General features: G+C 63.2%; 21 protein-coding genes. 3 read left to right on the forward strand and 18 right to left on the reverse strand.

Annotated features, from left to right (window positions below; translation table 11 throughout):
• Positions 1–18 precede the first annotated feature (18 nt).
• Positions 19–657: a DUF4136 domain-containing protein gene (locus NITMOv2_RS04110; protein WP_053378682.1), complete on the forward strand. Its 639-nt coding sequence runs from the start codon at positions 19–21 to the stop codon at positions 655–657.
• Positions 658–668: 11 nt separating this feature from the next.
• On the opposite strand, the gene NITMOv2_RS24600 is transcribed toward NITMOv2_RS04110, so the two are convergent.
• From NITMOv2_RS24600 to NITMOv2_RS04120, 4 genes are read right to left on the reverse strand one after another with little or no spacing between them, the layout of a single operon-like run.
• Complete coding sequence (locus NITMOv2_RS24600; RefSeq protein WP_274519499.1) at positions 669–800, reverse strand: hypothetical protein; 132 nt, start codon at positions 798–800, stop codon at positions 669–671.
• 23 nt (positions 801–823) lie between these two features.
• Positions 824–988, reverse strand: coding sequence for a hypothetical protein (locus NITMOv2_RS23775; RefSeq protein WP_187299360.1), 165 nt, complete (start codon positions 986–988; stop codon positions 824–826).
• 10 nt (positions 989–998) lie between these two features.
• Complete coding sequence (locus NITMOv2_RS04115; protein WP_053378683.1) at positions 999–1,217, reverse strand: hypothetical protein; 219 nt, start codon at positions 1,215–1,217, stop codon at positions 999–1,001.
• Between the two features lie 42 nt (positions 1,218–1,259).
• Positions 1,260–1,757: a hypothetical protein gene (locus NITMOv2_RS04120; RefSeq protein WP_053378684.1), complete on the reverse strand. Its 498-nt coding sequence runs from the start codon at positions 1,755–1,757 to the stop codon at positions 1,260–1,262.
• Between the two features lie 455 nt (positions 1,758–2,212).
• Between NITMOv2_RS04120 and NITMOv2_RS04125 the strand changes: the two genes are divergently transcribed.
• Positions 2,213–2,440 carry an AbrB/MazE/SpoVT family DNA-binding domain-containing protein gene (locus tag NITMOv2_RS04125; RefSeq protein ID WP_053378685.1) on the forward strand — a complete coding sequence of 76 codons (228 nt, stop codon included), beginning with the start codon at positions 2,213–2,215 and terminating at the stop codon, positions 2,438–2,440.
• A 2-nt stretch (positions 2,441–2,442) separates the two neighbouring features.
• On the forward strand, positions 2,443–2,871 hold the full coding sequence (locus tag NITMOv2_RS04130; protein ID WP_053378686.1) for a type II toxin-antitoxin system death-on-curing family toxin: 429 nt from the start codon (positions 2,443–2,445) through the stop codon (positions 2,869–2,871).
• On the opposite strand, the gene NITMOv2_RS04135 is transcribed toward NITMOv2_RS04130, so the two are convergent.
• The 14 genes from NITMOv2_RS04135 to NITMOv2_RS04195 form a co-directional block, all read right to left on the reverse strand.
• Positions 2,843–3,610 (reverse strand): ZIP family metal transporter, encoded by a 768-nt coding sequence (locus NITMOv2_RS04135; RefSeq protein ID WP_053378687.1) that lies wholly within the window; start codon positions 3,608–3,610, stop codon positions 2,843–2,845. The two genes, NITMOv2_RS04130 and NITMOv2_RS04135, sit on opposite strands and share 29 nt — an antisense overlap.
• Before the next feature lie 102 nt (positions 3,611–3,712).
• Positions 3,713–6,169 carry a TonB-dependent siderophore receptor gene (locus tag NITMOv2_RS04140; protein WP_053378688.1) on the reverse strand — a complete coding sequence of 819 codons (2,457 nt, stop codon included), beginning with the start codon at positions 6,167–6,169 and terminating at the stop codon, positions 3,713–3,715.
• A gap of 82 nt (positions 6,170–6,251) precedes the next feature.
• On the reverse strand, positions 6,252–7,235 hold the full coding sequence (locus NITMOv2_RS04145) for a FecR family protein (protein WP_053378689.1): 984 nt from the start codon (positions 7,233–7,235) through the stop codon (positions 6,252–6,254).
• A 26-nt stretch (positions 7,236–7,261) separates the two neighbouring features.
• Positions 7,262–7,777 (reverse strand): RNA polymerase sigma factor, encoded by a 516-nt coding sequence (locus tag NITMOv2_RS04150; RefSeq protein ID WP_053378690.1) that lies wholly within the window; start codon positions 7,775–7,777, stop codon positions 7,262–7,264.
• A gap of 98 nt (positions 7,778–7,875) precedes the next feature.
• Positions 7,876–8,778, reverse strand: coding sequence for an energy transducer TonB (locus tag NITMOv2_RS04155; protein ID WP_053378691.1), 903 nt, complete (start codon positions 8,776–8,778; stop codon positions 7,876–7,878).
• A complete protein-coding gene (locus tag NITMOv2_RS04160; protein WP_053378692.1) occupies positions 8,775–9,314 on the reverse strand; it encodes a helix-turn-helix domain-containing protein in 540 nt (179 codons plus the stop codon). The genes NITMOv2_RS04155 and NITMOv2_RS04160 overlap by 4 nt, the downstream gene beginning before the upstream one ends.
• A 143-nt stretch (positions 9,315–9,457) precedes the next feature.
• Positions 9,458–10,144, reverse strand: coding sequence for an HD-GYP domain-containing protein (locus NITMOv2_RS04165; RefSeq protein WP_053378693.1), 687 nt, complete (start codon positions 10,142–10,144; stop codon positions 9,458–9,460).
• A 94-nt stretch (positions 10,145–10,238) separates the two neighbouring features.
• Positions 10,239–10,418, reverse strand: a complete 180-nt coding sequence (locus tag NITMOv2_RS22425) for a hypothetical protein (protein ID WP_083447731.1) — start codon at positions 10,416–10,418, stop codon at positions 10,239–10,241.
• Positions 10,419–10,472: 54 nt separating this feature from the next.
• On the reverse strand, positions 10,473–12,905 hold the full coding sequence (locus NITMOv2_RS04170) for a TonB-dependent receptor family protein (protein WP_083447732.1): 2,433 nt from the start codon (positions 12,903–12,905) through the stop codon (positions 10,473–10,475).
• Positions 12,906–13,106: 201 nt separating this feature from the next.
• Positions 13,107–13,556, reverse strand: coding sequence for a hypothetical protein (locus tag NITMOv2_RS04175; protein ID WP_053378695.1), 450 nt, complete (start codon positions 13,554–13,556; stop codon positions 13,107–13,109).
• 23 nt (positions 13,557–13,579) lie between these two features.
• Positions 13,580–14,614: an energy transducer TonB gene (locus NITMOv2_RS24605; protein ID WP_053378696.1), complete on the reverse strand. Its 1,035-nt coding sequence runs from the start codon at positions 14,612–14,614 to the stop codon at positions 13,580–13,582.
• Positions 14,611–14,985, reverse strand: coding sequence for an ExbD/TolR family protein (locus NITMOv2_RS04185; RefSeq protein ID WP_053378697.1), 375 nt, complete (start codon positions 14,983–14,985; stop codon positions 14,611–14,613). Before NITMOv2_RS04185 ends, NITMOv2_RS24605 begins: the two co-directional genes overlap by 4 nt.
• Positions 14,975–15,400: a TonB-system energizer ExbB gene (exbB, locus tag NITMOv2_RS04190; RefSeq protein ID WP_053378698.1), complete on the reverse strand. Its 426-nt coding sequence runs from the start codon at positions 15,398–15,400 to the stop codon at positions 14,975–14,977. The genes NITMOv2_RS04185 and exbB overlap by 11 nt, the downstream gene beginning before the upstream one ends.
• A 114-nt stretch (positions 15,401–15,514) precedes the next feature.
• Positions 15,515–16,639, reverse strand: a complete 1,125-nt coding sequence (locus NITMOv2_RS04195) for an ABC transporter ATP-binding protein (protein ID WP_238590456.1) — start codon at positions 16,637–16,639, stop codon at positions 15,515–15,517.
• Between the last annotated feature and the right edge of the window lie 2 nt (positions 16,640–16,641).

Genomic DNA, 16,641 nt, shown 5'->3' on the forward strand with positions numbered 1-16,641 from the left:
TGATGAGGAGGTGACACGATGAACCAGGCGCTGCGGTTCGCATGGGCCTTGGCGGTTCTGCTCTGCCTTAGCTCCGGATGTACGTCCACGATGACGGTCGAGGCGAATGGATCACGAAAGACCGACCAACCGCTGCCGCCGCACGTCACCTTTGCGGTGTTCCCGACCACCGAGGTGGAGAAGGACCTGGCGTTTCCGGCCTATGCGCGCTTGGTCGCGCGCAAGCTGACGGAGCAGGATTACAAAGAGACGGAGCCGACCGTTGCCAAACTCGGTGTCTATCTCGCGTATGGAGTGAGGGAACAAGCGGCCGACGTTCAGACTTCAGTCGCGCAATCGCCTTCGAGCTATACGAGCGGGTCGGGCGGCACGGGCGGGTATGGGACGACCGCCTCGTCCGCGCCCGCGGCGGGATTTCGCCGTTACGTCAGCCAGGTCGTGGTCGTGGTCGCAGACTTGCCACAGTCCCGCGCGGCGGGTTCCGTCGTGGAACTGTGGCGCGGCCAGGCGCAGACCGCCGGCCCGATCAAGGATCTGTCGGCTCTGGCACCGCTCTTGATCGAAGCGGCGTTTCGGCATTTCGGCGACGAGACGCCCCACACCGTGCGACATACGTTCTCCGAAGAGGAGATCAGCAAACTGCGGGAGAGCCCATAGTGCCGGCCGTCTCACGGCCGCGGCGGCTCAGGAAGGCCCGCCAGCCAGATGACGACGATGGTCGCGATAATCGCGCTCAGCGCCATAGCCAAGCTGGCCAGCACCATGAGATCGTCATAGTCGCGCGGTCGCGGCCATCGCATCGGTGCCCCCTTCCCGGCCGTCTTCATCCCGAGGATTCCGGCGGCCGGTTCGCGCGGCGCAGAGCCCGTCGTTCATCGATCAGCAGGGCGCTCTCCGTGATGGCGTAGCGACAGACGCTGCAGGTCCAGAAGGCCCCGTTCGAATAGAGACTGTGTCGATGGCAGCGTGGACACGATCGGAACGTCATGGCTCCTCCGTTAATGACAGACCCCGGTGTAAGGTTCCGGCGCACCCGTAACGGCGGCCTGTCCTGAGGGGTGCGCGGCGACCGCCGCCAGGCGGCGCACCGACTCGGCGAACACGACAAACTCGTCCCGCGTGAAATGAAGCGTCACCGGGCCGCAGGTCAGGTGCAGTCGTCCGCATCCGCACAACGCCAGTTTCATCGGTTTCTCGGCCCGCATTGTCTCCTCCATGTCGGTGGTCTCCTTGTCGTAGAAGGCGGCGCCCGTGTATCGCTACGCGGGCAAGCATGCCGCGCCGGTTCGAGGGGAATCGGCGTCGGCCGCGAATCGGTGCGCCGCGTCGATGGTCTCGCGCAGCACCGCCAGGTCGTGCTCGACAAAATCATGGCTCACCCTGAGCCGCAGGACGCCGGTCCGATCGACGACGATCGTATGACAGCGCAAGGCGGGCTCGACGATCGCCACCCTCAAGGCCCGATGGAGCCGTCCGCCGACGTCCCCGAGGACGGGCGCGCGGGGTTTGTCTCCGCGCGCGGCCCACAAACGGTGCAACGGGCGGGCGCCGGAGGCCACGATCAGTAACGCGGTGTCGATCTCGTCAAATTCCCGCGCCTGGCGATCGATCATCTCCACCGGCAAAAGTCCCGGGTAGGGCAGAAAACAGAGGGCGACCGCTCGCTCCGCATAGCGGACGCCGCGCAGATACGTGAGGGCGCCTTCGACCAAGGCCGGGCCGTCCAAGTCCGCCGCGCGAAGATGAGTTCGTGTCATGGCAGTTCTCCTTTCGCCGAAACCTTCATTTGTACGGGCCGCGAAACGTCGCACAGGTTGTCATTCGACCTTCGTGCGCGACGGCGCCACCGTTGGCCTGAGCGGTGGTACAGCCGGCGCCGGTTTCAACGGCGCACAATAAAAAAAGCCCACGGTGCCTTCGGCACCCTGGGCTCCGGCCGTCAAGACCGCTGGCCTCACGACAAACGCGACACGCCGACGTTACTGTTCTAAACGCAAAGCGTGTAATTGATACTTACTCTCAATATCATTACTGGTGGACGCCTGTCAACCTCCTACTTTTTTTAATTGGGGCAGCGTCCCACGCCGGCTGAGCTGAGGAGTCGCCTCGACCGAGGGCGGGGGAATGTTCATCCGCCGGTTCTGTTTATGTCGAATTGGGGCGTGACAGGCGACGTGGCATGTTGTAACATCGTGCTAACGGAGGTGCGGGAATGATCAAAACTCTTCAGAAGCACGGCAACAGCATGGCGTTGGTCATCGAGAAGCCGGTGATGGAAGCGATCGGCATCAAGGAAAATACCCCTCTGCAAATCACGGTCAACGGCAACGCGCTGGTGATCACGCCGGCCAACGTCGGGGTCGGGCAAGAGAAGGTGGAGGCGTCGCTCAAGAAGATGCGGTTACGTTACGGGCCGATGCTGAAGCGGTTGGCGAACTGATTGTGAAAGAGGTCATCTTTTTGAGTGTGGAGGACGTGGTCGTCATTCACGCCAGCGCTATCGAACAGGAAGGCGGCATGGCCGGTGTGAGAGACCACGGCCTTCTCGATGCCGCGGTCGCCATGCCTCGGCAACAGTTCGGCGGCGTCTATTTACACGAGGATGTAGCGGCGATGGCCGCCGCGTATCTGTTTCACATCGCGCAGAACCACCCGTTGTACGATGGGAACAAGAGAGCCGCCGTGATGTCGGCTTTTGTGTTTCTCGATCAGAACGGCATTGAACTGACCAGCGATCCCACCGATCTCGAAGCCGTCACCCGCCAAGTGGCGGCCGGTCAGATGGCCAAAGACGCACTCATCCGCTGGATGCGCAAGCAGATAGGCGGCAAGCGGCGGCCACTCAAGACCGGACGCCGCCGACCAGCGTGAGCACCATGGCGGTGAGGAACATGGCGGCGATGCCGGCGAAGATGCCGAGCGAGACCTGAAGACGGCGCGTGGCCGTGTAGGCGATGGCGGTGAGGGCCAAGATCACGTAGAGGAGCGATCCGGCGCCCAGCGTATAGCAGACGATCGTAAAGTAGGGGGAGGGGTCATAGCCGCTGATCACCGTGCCCAAACAGGTCGGCGCCCCGGCAATGAGGCCCAACAGCCCGGCATCCTTCCAGGAGATGGGCGTCCGGCCGGCCGCGCTGATGATGCCGAATCCCTCCGTGCCGTTGTGCAAGGCGAACCCGACCAGCAGCAGCACGCTCAGGTCCCAGGCGCCTTGCGCGTAGCTCGCGCCTAATGAAAGCCCTTCTCCCAGATTGTGCAGCCCCATTCCAAGCGCGATCCAATAGGGCAAGGACAGCGGCATGGAGGCGGGCCGATATCGGTTCTGCTGGAGCTGCTCCAGCACCACCAGCCCGACCAGCCCGACGAACAAACTTCCCAGAAAGACGAGCCAAGAAAGGGGATCGCGGGCACCGGTCAGTTCGACCGCCTCGTGCGTGAGATCGAAGAACAGGTAAGCCAGCACGCCGATGGCGGTGCCGACGAAGAAGCCTTCCCATTCCCTCGACACCCAGCGGGTGGTCCCCACCGCCAGGCCGATTCCGAGATACACGGGAACGACACCGGCCACGATGCCGAGTCCGATGAGCGTGATGAAAGAGGGACTATCCATTACTAAGAGCGGCTCCCGAAATATCGCGAGCCGCCCATACTATAGACGAACGAAGACCGGGAAACATGACCATTTTTGCGCGATCTTTTTGCAGGAGGGCTTCTAGTAAAACTCCAGCTTGATCGCGCCGAGGACGGTGAGCGGCGCGCCGGGAATGACCGACGTCCGCGACTCCTGCGTCCCTTCGAAGTAGCGCTGGTCGAGCAGGTTTCTGAAGTTGAGCGACGCGATCAGATTGGTGCGCGGCAAGATCTCTTGCTTCCGGTAATACAGCGCGGCGTCGAGCCGCACGAACCCTGGAATTTGGAAGGTATTATCGATGTCACCCTGGCGCCGGCCGGCGGCATAGAAGCCGCCGCCGAAGCCGAATCCTTCCAGCATGCCCGATTGGAACGTGTACACGCTCCAGAGACTGCCGCTGTGGAGCGGGGCATTGGGCAGCGTGTTGCCCTCGCGCGCGACGGCGTCTCCTCGGCTGATCTCCGCGTCGATGTAGGCATAGGTCGCGATGACATCCCACCCGGGAAGCACCCGCCCGGTCACATCCAGCTCCATGCCGCGGCTGCGCTCCTCGCCGGTCTGGATGATGTCGCCGAACGCCGGCGCGACGCCGGTGAAAAGGAACCGCTGGACGTTTTCCTTCTCGATGTTGAAATAGGCCGCGTTGGCGTAGAGCTTGCCCTCGATCAGCTCCGTTTTGATCCCGGCTTCGTACTGCCGCGCCGTTTCCGGGGTCGGCAACGTGCCCGCCGGTGTCATGGCCCGGAAGACGCTGAAGTTGTCCAATTGCCGGGCCGACTTGCTGTAGTTCGCATAGAGCGAGACCGGCTTGATGGGCTGATAGACCAAGCCGACCATCGGATTGAAGAAGGTGTCCGTCTGCTTGGTCTCCGTGGCCGCGAGTCGGTCGTCAAAGCGCTGGTCGAAAATGTCAAATCGCGCGCCGAACGTGAGTTTGAGGTCCTTCCTCAGCTCGATCATGTCGGAGGCATAGATGCCGATGATGTTGTTGGTCAGCGTCCCGTCGAAAAACGTGTTGAACGGATCGACGTTGAAGGAATAGACCGGATTGAAGATGTTCTGCGTCGTCGTCACATTGGCGAAGTCCACGCGGGTGTTGTGCGTTTCACGCCCCAACTCGATGCCCGTGAGCAGGCGGTGGCCGATCGGTCCGGTCTCAAACTTGCCGATCACCTCGTTCTGCAGATAATGGCTTTGGACCAGCTGAGGGATGCGGAAGCCGGCCAGAAAGAGGGTCTGGTTGTCGGTGTCGAGGAAGCTCGGCTCGATGCTGTTGTAATCTTCGCTGGCCACTGCCGCCCGGAAGGCGGACCGCCAGGCCCAGGTCTCGGAGAATTCATGGCGCAGAATCAGCGTCCCTTTGCCCTGATTGTAGCGGTTCCGACGCGACGGATCTCCGAGAAACCGGCTGACGGGGATGTCGGCCACGCCGGTGCCGACCGCGAGCAGGCCGCGGTCGATGGGCCTGGTGTCGTACAGGAATTCGCCTTCGAACAGCAGACTGGTGCGGGTGCCCAGCTGCCAGAGGAAGGTCGGCGCGGCGAAGAAGCGCTCGCTGACCACCAGATCTCTGAAGCTGTGGGCGTGCTCATAGGCGCCGTTGAAGCGGTACAAGAGGGACTTGTCTCTTGTCAACGGTCCGGAAAAGTCGACAGTCGGCCGGTACAGGTTGTAGCTGCCGAAGATCATTTCGCCCGCATAATAGGGCGAGCTCAGAGGAGCCTTCGTGATCAGGTTGATGATGCCGCCCGGATCCGTGCGGCCGTACAGGAAGGAGGCCGGCCCCTTGAGGACCTCGATGCGTTGGAGGTTGGCGACTTCGCGCTGCGTGCGGGACGAAAAGGTGCTGTCGTCGCGAAAGCCGTTCTTGAAGATGTTCACGTCGGTCGTAAATCCGCGGATGTTGAAACGCTCGGCCCGCCCTCCCGCGCCGTGCGGAATCGATGTCCCGCTCACGTTGCGGATCACGTCCTCGATCCGCACGGCCTTCCGATCGTCCATCAGCTTGCGGGTGATGATATCGATCGAGAGCGGGGTGTCGCGGAGCGGCGCCGGCAGGCGGGTGGCCGACGACGCCTCGTCCGCCGCGTAGGTCGTGGCGTCGTCGCGTTCGCGCGCTTCACGGATCAGCACTTCCCGGACCTTGATGGGCTTCTCCGACGCTGCGGCTCCCCCGCCGGCATCGCCGCTCGTCGCGTCGTCGTCGGTCCGGCTGCTGCGGACCTGCGACCGCTCCAGCGTGGCGGTGTTGACGCCGATCGATTGCCACGAGATGCCGGTGCCCTTGAGCAGGATGTCCAGGGCTTCCTTGGGCGGATACACGCCGGTGACTGCGGTGGAGGTGAGGCCTTCGACGGTCTCGATTTTGTAGAGCATCTGCATGCCGCTCTGTGTCGCAAAGGCGTCGAGCGCGCGCGCAAGCGGCTGGGCCGGTATGTCGAAGGGTTTGGCATCGTCCTGCGCGAGCGCGGGCAGGATGAGCAGGGTCTGGCACACCAACAGCAACGCTCCGAATCCGATAGAGATAGGCCTCCGCATGGCATCTCCAAGGTTGTGAATGAGTCGCATTCTCAATGTGGAAGACGGCCATGGGGCCGTTGTCCCAACCCCCGGCGCGCAGCTATTTTCGGCTGATGATGATCTGCCCCGGGCGCCGGGTAATCTCTACGGGCACGATGGTGGGGAGAGCGAGGAAGAATTCATCGAGGTTGGCGAGAGCGAAGATTCCCTTCACACGCGTGTCACCCAGGGCGGGATCGGCGAGGGTGATGCGGTCGGAACGGTAGCGATTCAGCTCCTGGATCGCTTGTGTCAGGGTGATGCCGTCGAACAGGACGGCGCCGGTGCGCCACGACGCGATCAAATCGGGAGCGATCGGTTCCACAGGCCCCCACGTGCCCTGCCGAGTCCACGAGACACGATATCCCCGCTCGACGAACTTTGACGCCGCACGGGGAGGCTCGACTCGAACTGCGCCGGACGCGACCGCGACGGTCAGCCCATCCGGCTCCCGCCGAACGAGAAACTCGGTTCCGATGTCTTGGATGCGCGTGTCGTCGACCGTCACGTCGAACGGCCGGCCGGAATCGGACGCGACGGTGAAAAACGCTTCGCCTCGTTCCAGAACGATGTGACGCCCGCTCCACGACAGCCGGGCGGTTCCGGCCGTGTCGGTGTTGACGTCGATGATCGTTCCGTCGGGAAGCGTGATCGTACGCTGCTCGCCCTTTGCCGTCTGGAACGAGACGGCGGTCACACGCCAGCCTTCCCACCACCAGGCCGCCGCCAGCGCCAGCACCAGCAGGGCGGTGACCAGCCCGGCAGCGCGCCGTACGCCGGACCGGGCCTTGCGCGACGTCCGGCGCCGCGGACCTGGGGCGGATCCGCCGCCGGTTTGGCGAGGACGGCGCGTCTCCGCCGGCTCCAGGCGATCCCACAGCGCCTCCATGATCCGGTACTCCCGCCGATGCAGGGCGTCACGGTTGAGCCATTCCTCAAACATTCGCTTCTCTTCGGGAGAACAGGCGGGCTCCCGAAGCCGGAGGAACCATCGGATGGCCTCGTTGGAGGCGGTCTGGCGCTCAATCTGTGAACGAGTCGGCATGCGCGTCATCCGTACTATCGGCACGATTACAAAAACGGTTCGAGCCGCTCCCGGCAGTGCGCCATGGCTTTGCTGAGATGCCGCTCCACCATGGTGGTTGAAATACCGATCCGCTCGGCGATATCCGCCTGCGTCAGCTGCTCGTAGCGATACAGGACAAATACTTCCCGCCGCCGCGGGGGCATCGTCGCAATCAGATCTCGCAGCGCGCAGGAGAGTTGCTCGCGCTCCAGTTTCTGATCGGGACGCGGTTGCGGCGACGGGGTATCGACGGCGTCCGTCAACTCCGTGAGATGCCGGGCCCGCACCTGCCGGCGGCGGACGGAATCCACCGCGAGATTCTTGGCGATCCGGTACAGGAAAGCGCGCGGCTGTCTCACCGCGTGCGAGTCTTTTGTCGCGAGCAGCCGGACGAAACTATCCTGCGCAACATCCGCCGCGTCATGGGGACAGCGCAGCAGACCGGTCAAGAACGAGAGAAGCTCGCGATAATAGTTGGTGAAGGCCCCAAGAGGCCACTCTGCCGAACTCGATGGCGTCATACGGTCGGACAACGGTCCTATGGGGAAGACGGGCGTGCGGCCCGATTCCCCAACCTTCGTTTGGAGAAAAAAATGACGCTGTCGATCTACTGTGACCCCTAGTCCAGCCGGTACAGGATGGGGATATGGAGGGTCACGTCGCTCCGTTCCAACGGATGAGCCAGTTTGACCGGCGCGCAGCGGCGCAGCGTCTCGACGGCGTCCTCGTCGAGGATCGCACGGCCCGAGCTTTCGAGGACGGCGACATGCGCGAGATCTCCGGTGCTCCGGACGACGACCTGGAGCACCACGGTGCCCTCCCACCGGTTCATGCGCGCGAGGTAGGGGTATCGCTTCAACTGCTCGACCCGGTCCCACAACGACTGCGCCAGCCAGCCGTAGTCGGGCTGGAGCGCGCGGCTGCGCAAGGCCCGCTCGACGGCCTGGGGACGTTGCACGACCCGCCGAAGCTCCTCCTCGACCACGTCCTGCGCGAGCGGGGAGGGTTCCATGGGCTCGATTTCGGGAGGCGGCAGCGCGGCCGGGCCCGAGGCGCCGAGCGGCGTCGCCTCGCGCTGGGGCGGCATGCCGGCAGCCGCCGAGTGTCCGGACGCCGCGTCGCGCCGGGCCGGCGTCCCCTGGTGCGCCACGTTCGTGTTCGCGGGAAGGGCGCCTTCCTGTAAGGCATCGCGGACGAGCGGCGGCGCCTGGTCCAGGTCGTCGAACGAGGCGCGTGGCTGCGAGTGCAACGCCTCCATTTCAGCGGGCGACAGGTGATCGAGCGGCGAGTCCGCGACAACGTCGGCGGACGCGAGTGGAGAGGGGACGTCGGCGGCCAGCGGCTCGGGCGGGGGCGTCCGGCGGACCGCCACGTCCCACCGGAACGTGTCCTGCCGCGGCGGCAGCGTAACGTCCAGCAGCAACGGCGCGGCAGTGCCGAGCGCCAGCGTGTGGAGGGCGGCCGACACCACCCAACTCCACAGTGAGTCCTGGCTGGACCGCATCGGCGGCACGCGATTCATCCGCGTTCCTCCCGGCGGTCGAGGCAGCCCCGCCGGATGGGGCCCGACAGACAACGCGCCGCCGGCCGGCGGGGCGCTCGGCCCGTCCCTTGCCGAAACAGATGCGGCGAGACGCCGGTCGCCTTCTTGAAGAAGTGGCTGAACGCGTACTGATCATGGAATCCCAAGGTTTCGGCGATGTCGGCCAGGCGCCCGGGCGAGGACAGCAGCCGGGTGGCCCGTTCCAGGCGGAGGCGCTTCATATAGCTGGAAAACGGCTCGCCCATGCGAGCGAGGAACCATTCGGAGCAGTATTTCTCCGAATAACCGACGAACCGCGAGAGGTCTTTCAACGTCACCCGTCGATGCAGGTTGGCGGCGAGAAAGCTGTGCATCCGGTCCTGCAACGACGGCTCCGGCGGCAGCCGCGCGAACAGGTCGTCGCGCAGGCGCTCGACGGCGGATCTCAGCCTCTCCCAGGTCTCCATGTCCCAGGCCCGTTCGTCCGGCTGTCTGGTATCGGCCCGCTGCGGTGGTGTCGAAAGCGATGTCGCCATGGTGTTCTCCCCGTCATGTCGAAGCACAAGCTGAAAAAGGCGGCGGGGGGCCTCAGGAGGAAGTGAGGGCCCCCGCCGGGCGAAGTGGGGTGGCACGGCCCCACTCCGATGCCGGCGCTTGACGCGACCGGCTGACACGTCGATCACAGTAAACTGAGGTCGCCCACTTCGCGCCCCGCGCCGAGCAGGCGGTATAAGAGCTGGACCAGCGCCGGATCGAACTGGCTCCCGGAGGCGACCATCACGATGCGTGCCGCCACCGTATTCCGCCGCTCACGCGATGACACGTCGGGAACCTCGATGGCGTCGAACGCATCCGCGATCGCCAAGATTCTGGCCCCGAGCGGAATAAACTCGCCCCGAATACCGTAGGGGTAGCCGGTGCCGTCCCACCGTTCATGGTGGTGGGCGATGAGAATCGATGCCTCGCGCAAGAACGAAAAGGGTTCGAGCAGATTCGCGCCCAGGCGGGAATGGTTCTGCACGGTCACGTAGGCCTCCGGTTCCAGCGGTTCGATGGTCCTGCTGAGCCGCGGCGGGAGCATGAGCAGGCCGATATCGTGGAGCAGCGCCGCCAGCTTGATGTCGTGCAACTCGCCCGCAGCAAGGCCCGCCGCCTGTCCCAGCTTGACGGCGATCCCCGCCGTCCGCCGGCCGTGACCCGCTTGCCAGGGGAGGGCGCGGTCGATCTCTTTGCCGGCTTGGCGGACCAAGATGCTCTCGACATCGCGGCGCGATGCGGCCGGCAGAGTCAGACGATCGATCTTTGCCAACAGGGCTTGGATTCTGAGGACGGTCGGATGGACGCGAGGACTGACGGTCGATGGCATGATGTCGCCTCCCAAAAAAGAAAAAGCCCAAGACCACGGTGGTGATCTTGGGCTCTGGGTGAAGAACCGCTGGCCTCAGGGACGTTCGGCTGACTTAATTCGCGTGAACGGGCCACCCTCCGATGCTGGCAAACGGAATAACGAGCAAGCGCCGGCAGCGCTTGCACTTGAGCTCCAACCCGCCTTCGACGATCCGCGCCACCAGTTGCCCGCAGTGACAGCGGACTTCTTCCGAGCAGTGGACTTGTGGAGATGTGTTGCTCTTAGTGGTCATAGAATCTTGTTCGCAGGAGGAGGCGACACGAAGTCGCCTCCTCCGCCAGGCACCTTAGAAATTCCAGCGCGCGCCGGCCTGCACCATCAAGGGCAGCCCTGCGTAAATGCCGCGCGACCGATCGACGATGAACGTCTGGTCCAGCAGGTTTTTCCCAGTGACGAAGAACGTCGTGTTGATGCTCTTCACGTACTGGTTGGCCGCTGCATTGAGGACGCACCAACCCTTGATGACGCCGCGCTGGCCGTTCGGCGTCGGATTCACGGTATTGCGGTCATCCGAGAACATGTCACTGATGCACTGCGTTTCCAGACGGGTATTGAAGCCCCAATCCGCATTGGCATAGCCGATGCCCGCTGTGAGCATGTGTTTCGGCGCATAGGTGAGGCGGTTGCCAGAAATGCTGACAGTCGAGGCTTCACCGGGGAGGAGTGAGATCGCCGAGAGGCTGCTGTTCCGAGTTCCGGTGAACTCGGCTTCCGCCAGCCAGGTGTAGCTCAAATCCACGAAGAAGTCCTGGCGCGGATCTGCGACACCCTTCATCAAATCCAACAGATCAGCCTTGCCGGCGAATTCAATGCCCTGATGGCGTGTCTCTCCGGCGTTCGTCAGTGTCGCGCCGGTTCCACCGGCGGCCGACTGTGAAATGATCTGATTATCGAAGTCCATACGGAACAGGGTCGCTTGTGCACCTAACCAATAAAGGGGAGTGCTTCGCACGCCGACTTCATAGATCCAGGCCAACTCAGCCTCCAGGTCCACCACCGCGTTATTCAGCTGAATTGCATCAGAGATTTGCGGCGGAGCAAACCCACGATGGACGCCGGCAAAGAATGTGTAGTCCTTATTGGGCGAATAGGTGGCGCCGATGCCGGGCAACGGCTGAATAAACTCGATATCGTTGAAAGCTCCTGTTCCACTTGTGCCGGGAGCCTGTCGGTTTTGCTGAGAATACTTGAAGTATTCTAGCCGTACCCCAGGGGTGACGGTGAATTTTCCGAATGTCAACCGCTCTTGCAGAAACGCAGCATAGGCGTTCGTCTTTCGTAGGTTATCTTCACCGAGACAGGATTGAGCGTTGGCTCCTCCAAAGCAGCTTTGTCCAATACCGGATACGAGGTTTCTGAACTGTTGCCGATTGGACTCCTCATACATATAGCGGACGCCGAAGTCAGCGACGGCATCGACCCCGAAGAGACGATGGACATAGTTGAACCGCGGCTCGACTCCATACACCCAGTATTCACGGGCATTGATGAAACGGCCTGCCGTGGGTAGCGCTCTCGTGGCAGTTGCCGCAATTGCATTACCGGTATTGAAGGTTGCATTTGCGGTCGTGGGGTCGCCATCCAAATCGGTACTCTGCCTCGACCAGTCACGTTGAATGTAGTGACCGAAGAAGTTGGTCGTCGATGTCAGATTGGCCGTGAACATGTGGTTGACCGCGACGTGAAATCCGATCCGCCTGAAATCAAAATTGTCGTTTGTAAAGGGAGTTGTTCGAGGATCGCTGCTGTATTCGCTTTCCGTCAACCCCTGATAGCCGATTCCCGAGTCCTCACGGTAGTAGTTGAACTTGGCGAGGATCTGGGTGCGCTCGCTCAACTCCTGCACCGTCTTGAACGTCAAGTCGTCCACCTTAGCCCGGATGTTCGTGAAGCGGGGCGTGTCGGACTGATAGTGGAAGTAGTCGACCATGTAGCCGCTCTTGCCCCACGTCCCGCCGTAATTAAAGTGCGTGTTATAGAAATTCAGATTGCCGCCGAAGAACTGGAAGAAGCCTCCCGGCGTGGCCGGCGGCATGCGGGTAATCAAGTTCAAGACGCCGCCGACGTTGCTCGGCCCGTACAGCAACTGCCCGCTGCCCTTCAGCAGCTCGATGCGGTCGAAGCGGAAGATCGGCGGAAAGTAATAGGACGACGGATCGCCGTACGGCATGAGCATGATCGGCACGCCGTCTTCCATGATATGGACCTTCCGGCTGCGTGTCGGGTCCAGACCGCGAATGGCGATATTGGGGCGGATGCCGAGCCCTTCTTCGTCTCTCACGACGACGCCGGGAATGGGCCGCAGCGCTTCATTGATGGTGAGGCGGTGGTTGTTGAAGATGCTCTCCTGTGTGACCACATGGCCGGAGCCGGGAATGTGCTCCAGCGCATCGGGCGCGGTGCCGATGATTTCCGTCAGGGGAATGTTGATCGGCCGCTCGGGCTGAACAGGGGCTTCCGTCGGGCCGGCCGGAGCCTTGCCCGTTCCACCGGGAACCAGAGCGCCCCGACTTTCCTCCGATTGCGCCGGCTCTTCGGCATACAGGGCCGAGGGAATTGCCGGCGTCAAGGAGCCAGCAAAGATCAGTAACGATGCGGTGCGTAGCGCCATCGTCCGCCAAGTACGCGGCGGACGGGAGAGCCCGCCGCCTCGCCGTAATAGATAATGTAAATAAGAACTATTCTCAAAATCAAGACCGGATTGATCGCTGCTGCCCATAACCCTCCCTCCTGTCGTTACCGGATGATTAAAGAAGAGACTGTGGCGCGGCCCACCCGCGCCCACGATGAGGCGAGAAGAACGCCGACGAGACGGTACGGCACACTCGAGTCCATCATTCCCCACTCACACCAGGGAGACGCGCAATCCGAACTAGGGGTCGCCCTAGTCCAGGCGGTCAAATTTTTTTGCCCTGTCTCCCTACTTGAACACGACCTTCTTCAAACCACCGACGGGCAAATCCACCTCACCGAAGTCCGACTCGCCCTTGAAGCTGCCTTTGATCGCCAGGCCGAATTCGCCCGTCTTGCCGTTGGTCAACGTGATCGCCAGGGTTGGCAGCGAGCCGTCGGCCGCCGGCTTCACGTCGATCTGCTTGATGTTGTCGAACTTGACGTTCACGGTGGCCGTGCCCTTCTTCACTGGGACATGGCGCAGTTCATGGGGCACGAAGGCGGTCTCGCTGACCTTTTCTTCCCAGTAGAACATCACGTTCTTGATCTCGGTTTCGACGCCCTGAGCGTCCGTCGCCGTGGCCTGGAATTGCCGCTCGTTCTTCGGCTGGGCCAAGGCCGTGGTCAGGAGCGAAGCCGAGAAGACGAGGACTGTGGCTGCGATACCGGCGAGTTGAACGAGTCGGCGAAACGTCACGGTACACCCCTCCTGTTCTGTCATCAGCGCAGCGAGTATCCGACCGGAACCAACAGCGCCACCTGGCTCTTGCCCAACGGATGCTTCAGTTGAATGGGCGACACCTGCCGGATGAGCTCCATGGCGTCATTGTCGAGGACCGAGTGGCCCGAGCTCTCGGCGATCTGCAGGCTCACGACATGCCCGTCGTCGCGCACCACCGCTTTGACGATCACCTTGCCCTCCCAGCGATTCAGGCGGGCGGTGTAGGGATACCGTTTGGACCGCTCCAGCCGGGCCAGCAACTCTTGGGTGAGCCACGAATAGTCCACCTTCGTCTGAGCCGTCACCACCGCCGGGCGTTCCACGGCCTGGGGCTGGGCGGGGGCCGCGTGGACGATCTGCTGGACGGGCGCGGGCGCTTCCACGGCGTCCACCGCCGATTGCTCGACGACCGCCTGTCGAACGGGCGCGGGGGCTTGCCCCACCACCGGTTGCGATGTCATGACCGGGGAGGGGCGCTCACTCGTCACTTCGGAGACGATCGGGGCGGGTTCGGCCTGCACGGTGTGGGTGACCGGGGCCGGCGTCGACACGGCGGCCACCGGCGTGGTCTCGACGGTCTCCACCTTCTGGACGGCTTCGCTCCGCTGGACCGCCTGTTGCGTCTGCTGGATCGGCTCCGCATGCTGGGCGATCGTTTCCACCACGGGGGTGACGTGATTTTGCACCGCCACCTGTTCCTGCCGGACGATGCGCTGGACGCGCTCGACCGTTTGCACGGTCTGCACGCGCTGGACGACCGGTTGCGCTTCCACCGGCTTCGGCGGAGCGGGCGGCGGCTGGACTGCAGGCTTGGGCTTGGGCGGCGCGGGAGTGGGCTGCGCCTCCGGAGCCGGCGGTGTCACGTGCGCGAGCGCAATGTCCCACCGAAACGGCTCGGGCTGAGGCGCCGGCTTCAATTCCGCGAACAGGAACAGGGACACGGCCAGCGCCAGCATATGAACCATCAGAGAGGCCATCCAGCCGTGGGGCTGGTGTGTCGACTGTCCCATCTGCGCGATGGCCGCCGCCGTCATGACCGCACGACCTCCAGGCTCACTTGATGGAATCCCAGCCCCCGCACGTCGTCCACCACGTTCACGAAGCGTTCGAGCACCGTGACGCGGTCCGCGCGCACCAGCACCAACGATTCGCGCGGATGGGCGGTCAACTGGACCTTCAAGGCGTCCTGCGTCACGGCCTGGTCGTTCAAGAACAAACCGCCGTCGGCCGCCAGCGTGATGACCAGCGGGACGTCCTTCCGATCGCCGGCCTCCTTGGCCTTCGCCAAGTCGACCGGGATATGGCCGGTCGTGATGAACGTGGCCGTCGTCAGGACGATGACCAGCAGGACGAGCATCACGTCCACCAACGGAATGACGTTGATCTGATCGAGCTCACGTTCCATGTTGCACTTTGTACAGGGTCAACAGTTCCGACACGCGCCGGCGCAGGACGTTGTTCATCACCACGCAGGGGATCGCGACGAGCAGGCCGACGGCCGTGGCCTTCAGCGCGAGGCTCAAGCCGATCATGATGGTATTGACCGCCATCTGGCCGGTGGTGCCCATCGTGTGGAACGTCAGCATGATGCCCAGCACGGTGCCCAGCAGGCCGATATAGGGCGCGTTGGCCGCCACGGTGCCGATGACGACCAACCGGCGCGTCAGCGCGATTTCAAACACTTGTTGGTTGGGGAATTCTTTGAGATTGACGCGGCGATAGTACAGCCAGCGCTCGACGGCGATGGCGACGCACCACACACTCAGCGCAAAAAGAAGCCCGATGACGCCGTAATCGACGGCGTGTTTGAGAGAATCCATGGTTCAAACCCTTGCCGTTCGCGTTAAATGAATTTGAAAATAGTTCTCAACTTCTGCAGGTCGAAGGTAACAAAGCCGGTCCGCCGGTGTCAACATGAAATTCGTGCGGGCGGGCTAGGCGGGCGGTGCTTCCCGGAAGATGACGGTATGGGTCGCCGACACGCGCAGCTCCACCGCGGCGCCTTCCTGGTAGACGCTGGTCGAGCTTTCGCTGCTGTGCACCAGTTGTCCGGACGGAAGCCGGATCGTGTAGAGGTTTTCGGAGCCCCGGAATTGGCGCGCGACGATTCTGGACCCGGCCGATCGGTCCGGCACCGCGTGAATGTCGTCGGGACGGATCATCACCACGACCGAAGCCCCCTCCGCGCTCTGCAGCGTGTCCGGGAACTCGCCCAGTTCCGTATGCACCGTGCCGCTCCGGACTTGACCCGGGATAAAGTCGGCCTGGCCGACGAAGTCCGCGACGAAGGGCGTGGCGGGGACGTGGTAAATCTGCTCGGGCGTATCCATCTGTTCAAGCGCACCCTTGTTCAGCACGGCGATGCGGTCCGCCATGGCGAAGGCTTCGTCGTGATCATGCGTCACCAGAATCGTGGTGGTCTTCATGCGCCGCAGCAGCACGTGGAGCTCCTGGCGCATGCGGCTCGCCATGTCGGGGTCGAGGTTGCTGAAGGGTTCGTCCAATAAAAGCACGACGGGATTCTGCACCAGCGCCCGCGAGAGGGCCACCCGCTGCTGCTGCCCCCCGGACAGCTCATGCGGATAGCGCCGCTCGAAGCCCTCCAGGCCGGTCAAACACAGCATCTCCTGCACGCGGTTCCTGCGTTCTCCCTTGGACAAATGGCGAAGCCCGAAGGCGATGTTGTCCGCCACGCGGAGATGCGGGAACAGCGCGTATTCCTGGAAGACCATGCCGACGTGCCGCTCTTCAGTCGGGATGGTGTGGCCGGAGGAAGACACCAACCGGCCGGAGAGAAAGATCTCTCCCGAACGCACCGGCTCGAAACCGGCGATCGCGCGCAGAATCGTCGTCTTGCCGCAGCCGGACGGGCCCAGCAGGCAGAGGATCTCCCCTTCGCGCGCCAGGAACGAAATGTCGTGAACGGCCGGTCTGGCGGGCTCGTAGGCGCAGGAGACGGAGCGCAGCTCCAGAATCGATGAGGCGGGTCTGTAGAGGTCCGCTTGGGCCTGCGTGTTGCCGGCGCCGGCTCTGTTGGTCCGTGCGTCCGTCGTCATCATTG

This window comes from Nitrospira moscoviensis, from assembly GCF_001273775.1.
Taxonomy (GTDB): domain Bacteria; phylum Nitrospirota; class Nitrospiria; order Nitrospirales; family Nitrospiraceae; genus Nitrospira_D; species Nitrospira_D moscoviensis.

Coding starts and splice junctions, on each gene's coding strand:
- NITMOv2_RS04110 (WP_053378682.1), top strand. CDS start 19: ATGAACCAGGCGCTGCGGTTCGCATGGGCCTTGGCGGTTCTGCTCTGC.
- NITMOv2_RS24600 (WP_274519499.1), bottom strand. CDS start 800: ATGCGATGGCCGCGACCGCGCGACTATGACGATCTCATGGTGCTGGCC.
- NITMOv2_RS23775 (WP_187299360.1), bottom strand. CDS start 988: ATGACGTTCCGATCGTGTCCACGCTGCCATCGACACAGTCTCTATTCG.
- NITMOv2_RS04115 (WP_053378683.1), bottom strand. CDS start 1,217: ATGGAGGAGACAATGCGGGCCGAGAAACCGATGAAACTGGCGTTGTGC.
- NITMOv2_RS04120 (WP_053378684.1), bottom strand. CDS start 1,757: ATGACACGAACTCATCTTCGCGCGGCGGACTTGGACGGCCCGGCCTTG.
- NITMOv2_RS04125 (WP_053378685.1), top strand. CDS start 2,213: ATGATCAAAACTCTTCAGAAGCACGGCAACAGCATGGCGTTGGTCATC.
- NITMOv2_RS04135 (WP_053378687.1), bottom strand. CDS start 3,610: ATGGATAGTCCCTCTTTCATCACGCTCATCGGACTCGGCATCGTGGCC.
- NITMOv2_RS04140 (WP_053378688.1), bottom strand. CDS start 6,169: ATGCGGAGGCCTATCTCTATCGGATTCGGAGCGTTGCTGTTGGTGTGC.
- NITMOv2_RS04145 (WP_053378689.1), bottom strand. CDS start 7,235: ATGCCGACTCGTTCACAGATTGAGCGCCAGACCGCCTCCAACGAGGCC.
- NITMOv2_RS04150 (WP_053378690.1), bottom strand. CDS start 7,777: ATGACGCCATCGAGTTCGGCAGAGTGGCCTCTTGGGGCCTTCACCAAC.
- NITMOv2_RS04155 (WP_053378691.1), bottom strand. CDS start 8,778: ATGAATCGCGTGCCGCCGATGCGGTCCAGCCAGGACTCACTGTGGAGT.
- NITMOv2_RS04160 (WP_053378692.1), bottom strand. CDS start 9,314: ATGGCGACATCGCTTTCGACACCACCGCAGCGGGCCGATACCAGACAG.
- NITMOv2_RS04165 (WP_053378693.1), bottom strand. CDS start 10,144: ATGCCATCGACCGTCAGTCCTCGCGTCCATCCGACCGTCCTCAGAATC.
- NITMOv2_RS22425 (WP_083447731.1), bottom strand. CDS start 10,418: ATGACCACTAAGAGCAACACATCTCCACAAGTCCACTGCTCGGAAGAA.
- NITMOv2_RS04170 (WP_083447732.1), bottom strand. CDS start 12,905: ATGGGCAGCAGCGATCAATCCGGTCTTGATTTTGAGAATAGTTCTTAT.
- NITMOv2_RS24605 (WP_053378696.1), bottom strand. CDS start 14,614: ATGACGGCGGCGGCCATCGCGCAGATGGGACAGTCGACACACCAGCCC.
- NITMOv2_RS04185 (WP_053378697.1), bottom strand. CDS start 14,985: ATGGAACGTGAGCTCGATCAGATCAACGTCATTCCGTTGGTGGACGTG.
- exbB (WP_053378698.1), bottom strand. CDS start 15,400: ATGGATTCTCTCAAACACGCCGTCGATTACGGCGTCATCGGGCTTCTT.
- NITMOv2_RS04195 (WP_238590456.1), bottom strand. CDS start 16,639: ATGATGACGACGGACGCACGGACCAACAGAGCCGGCGCCGGCAACACG.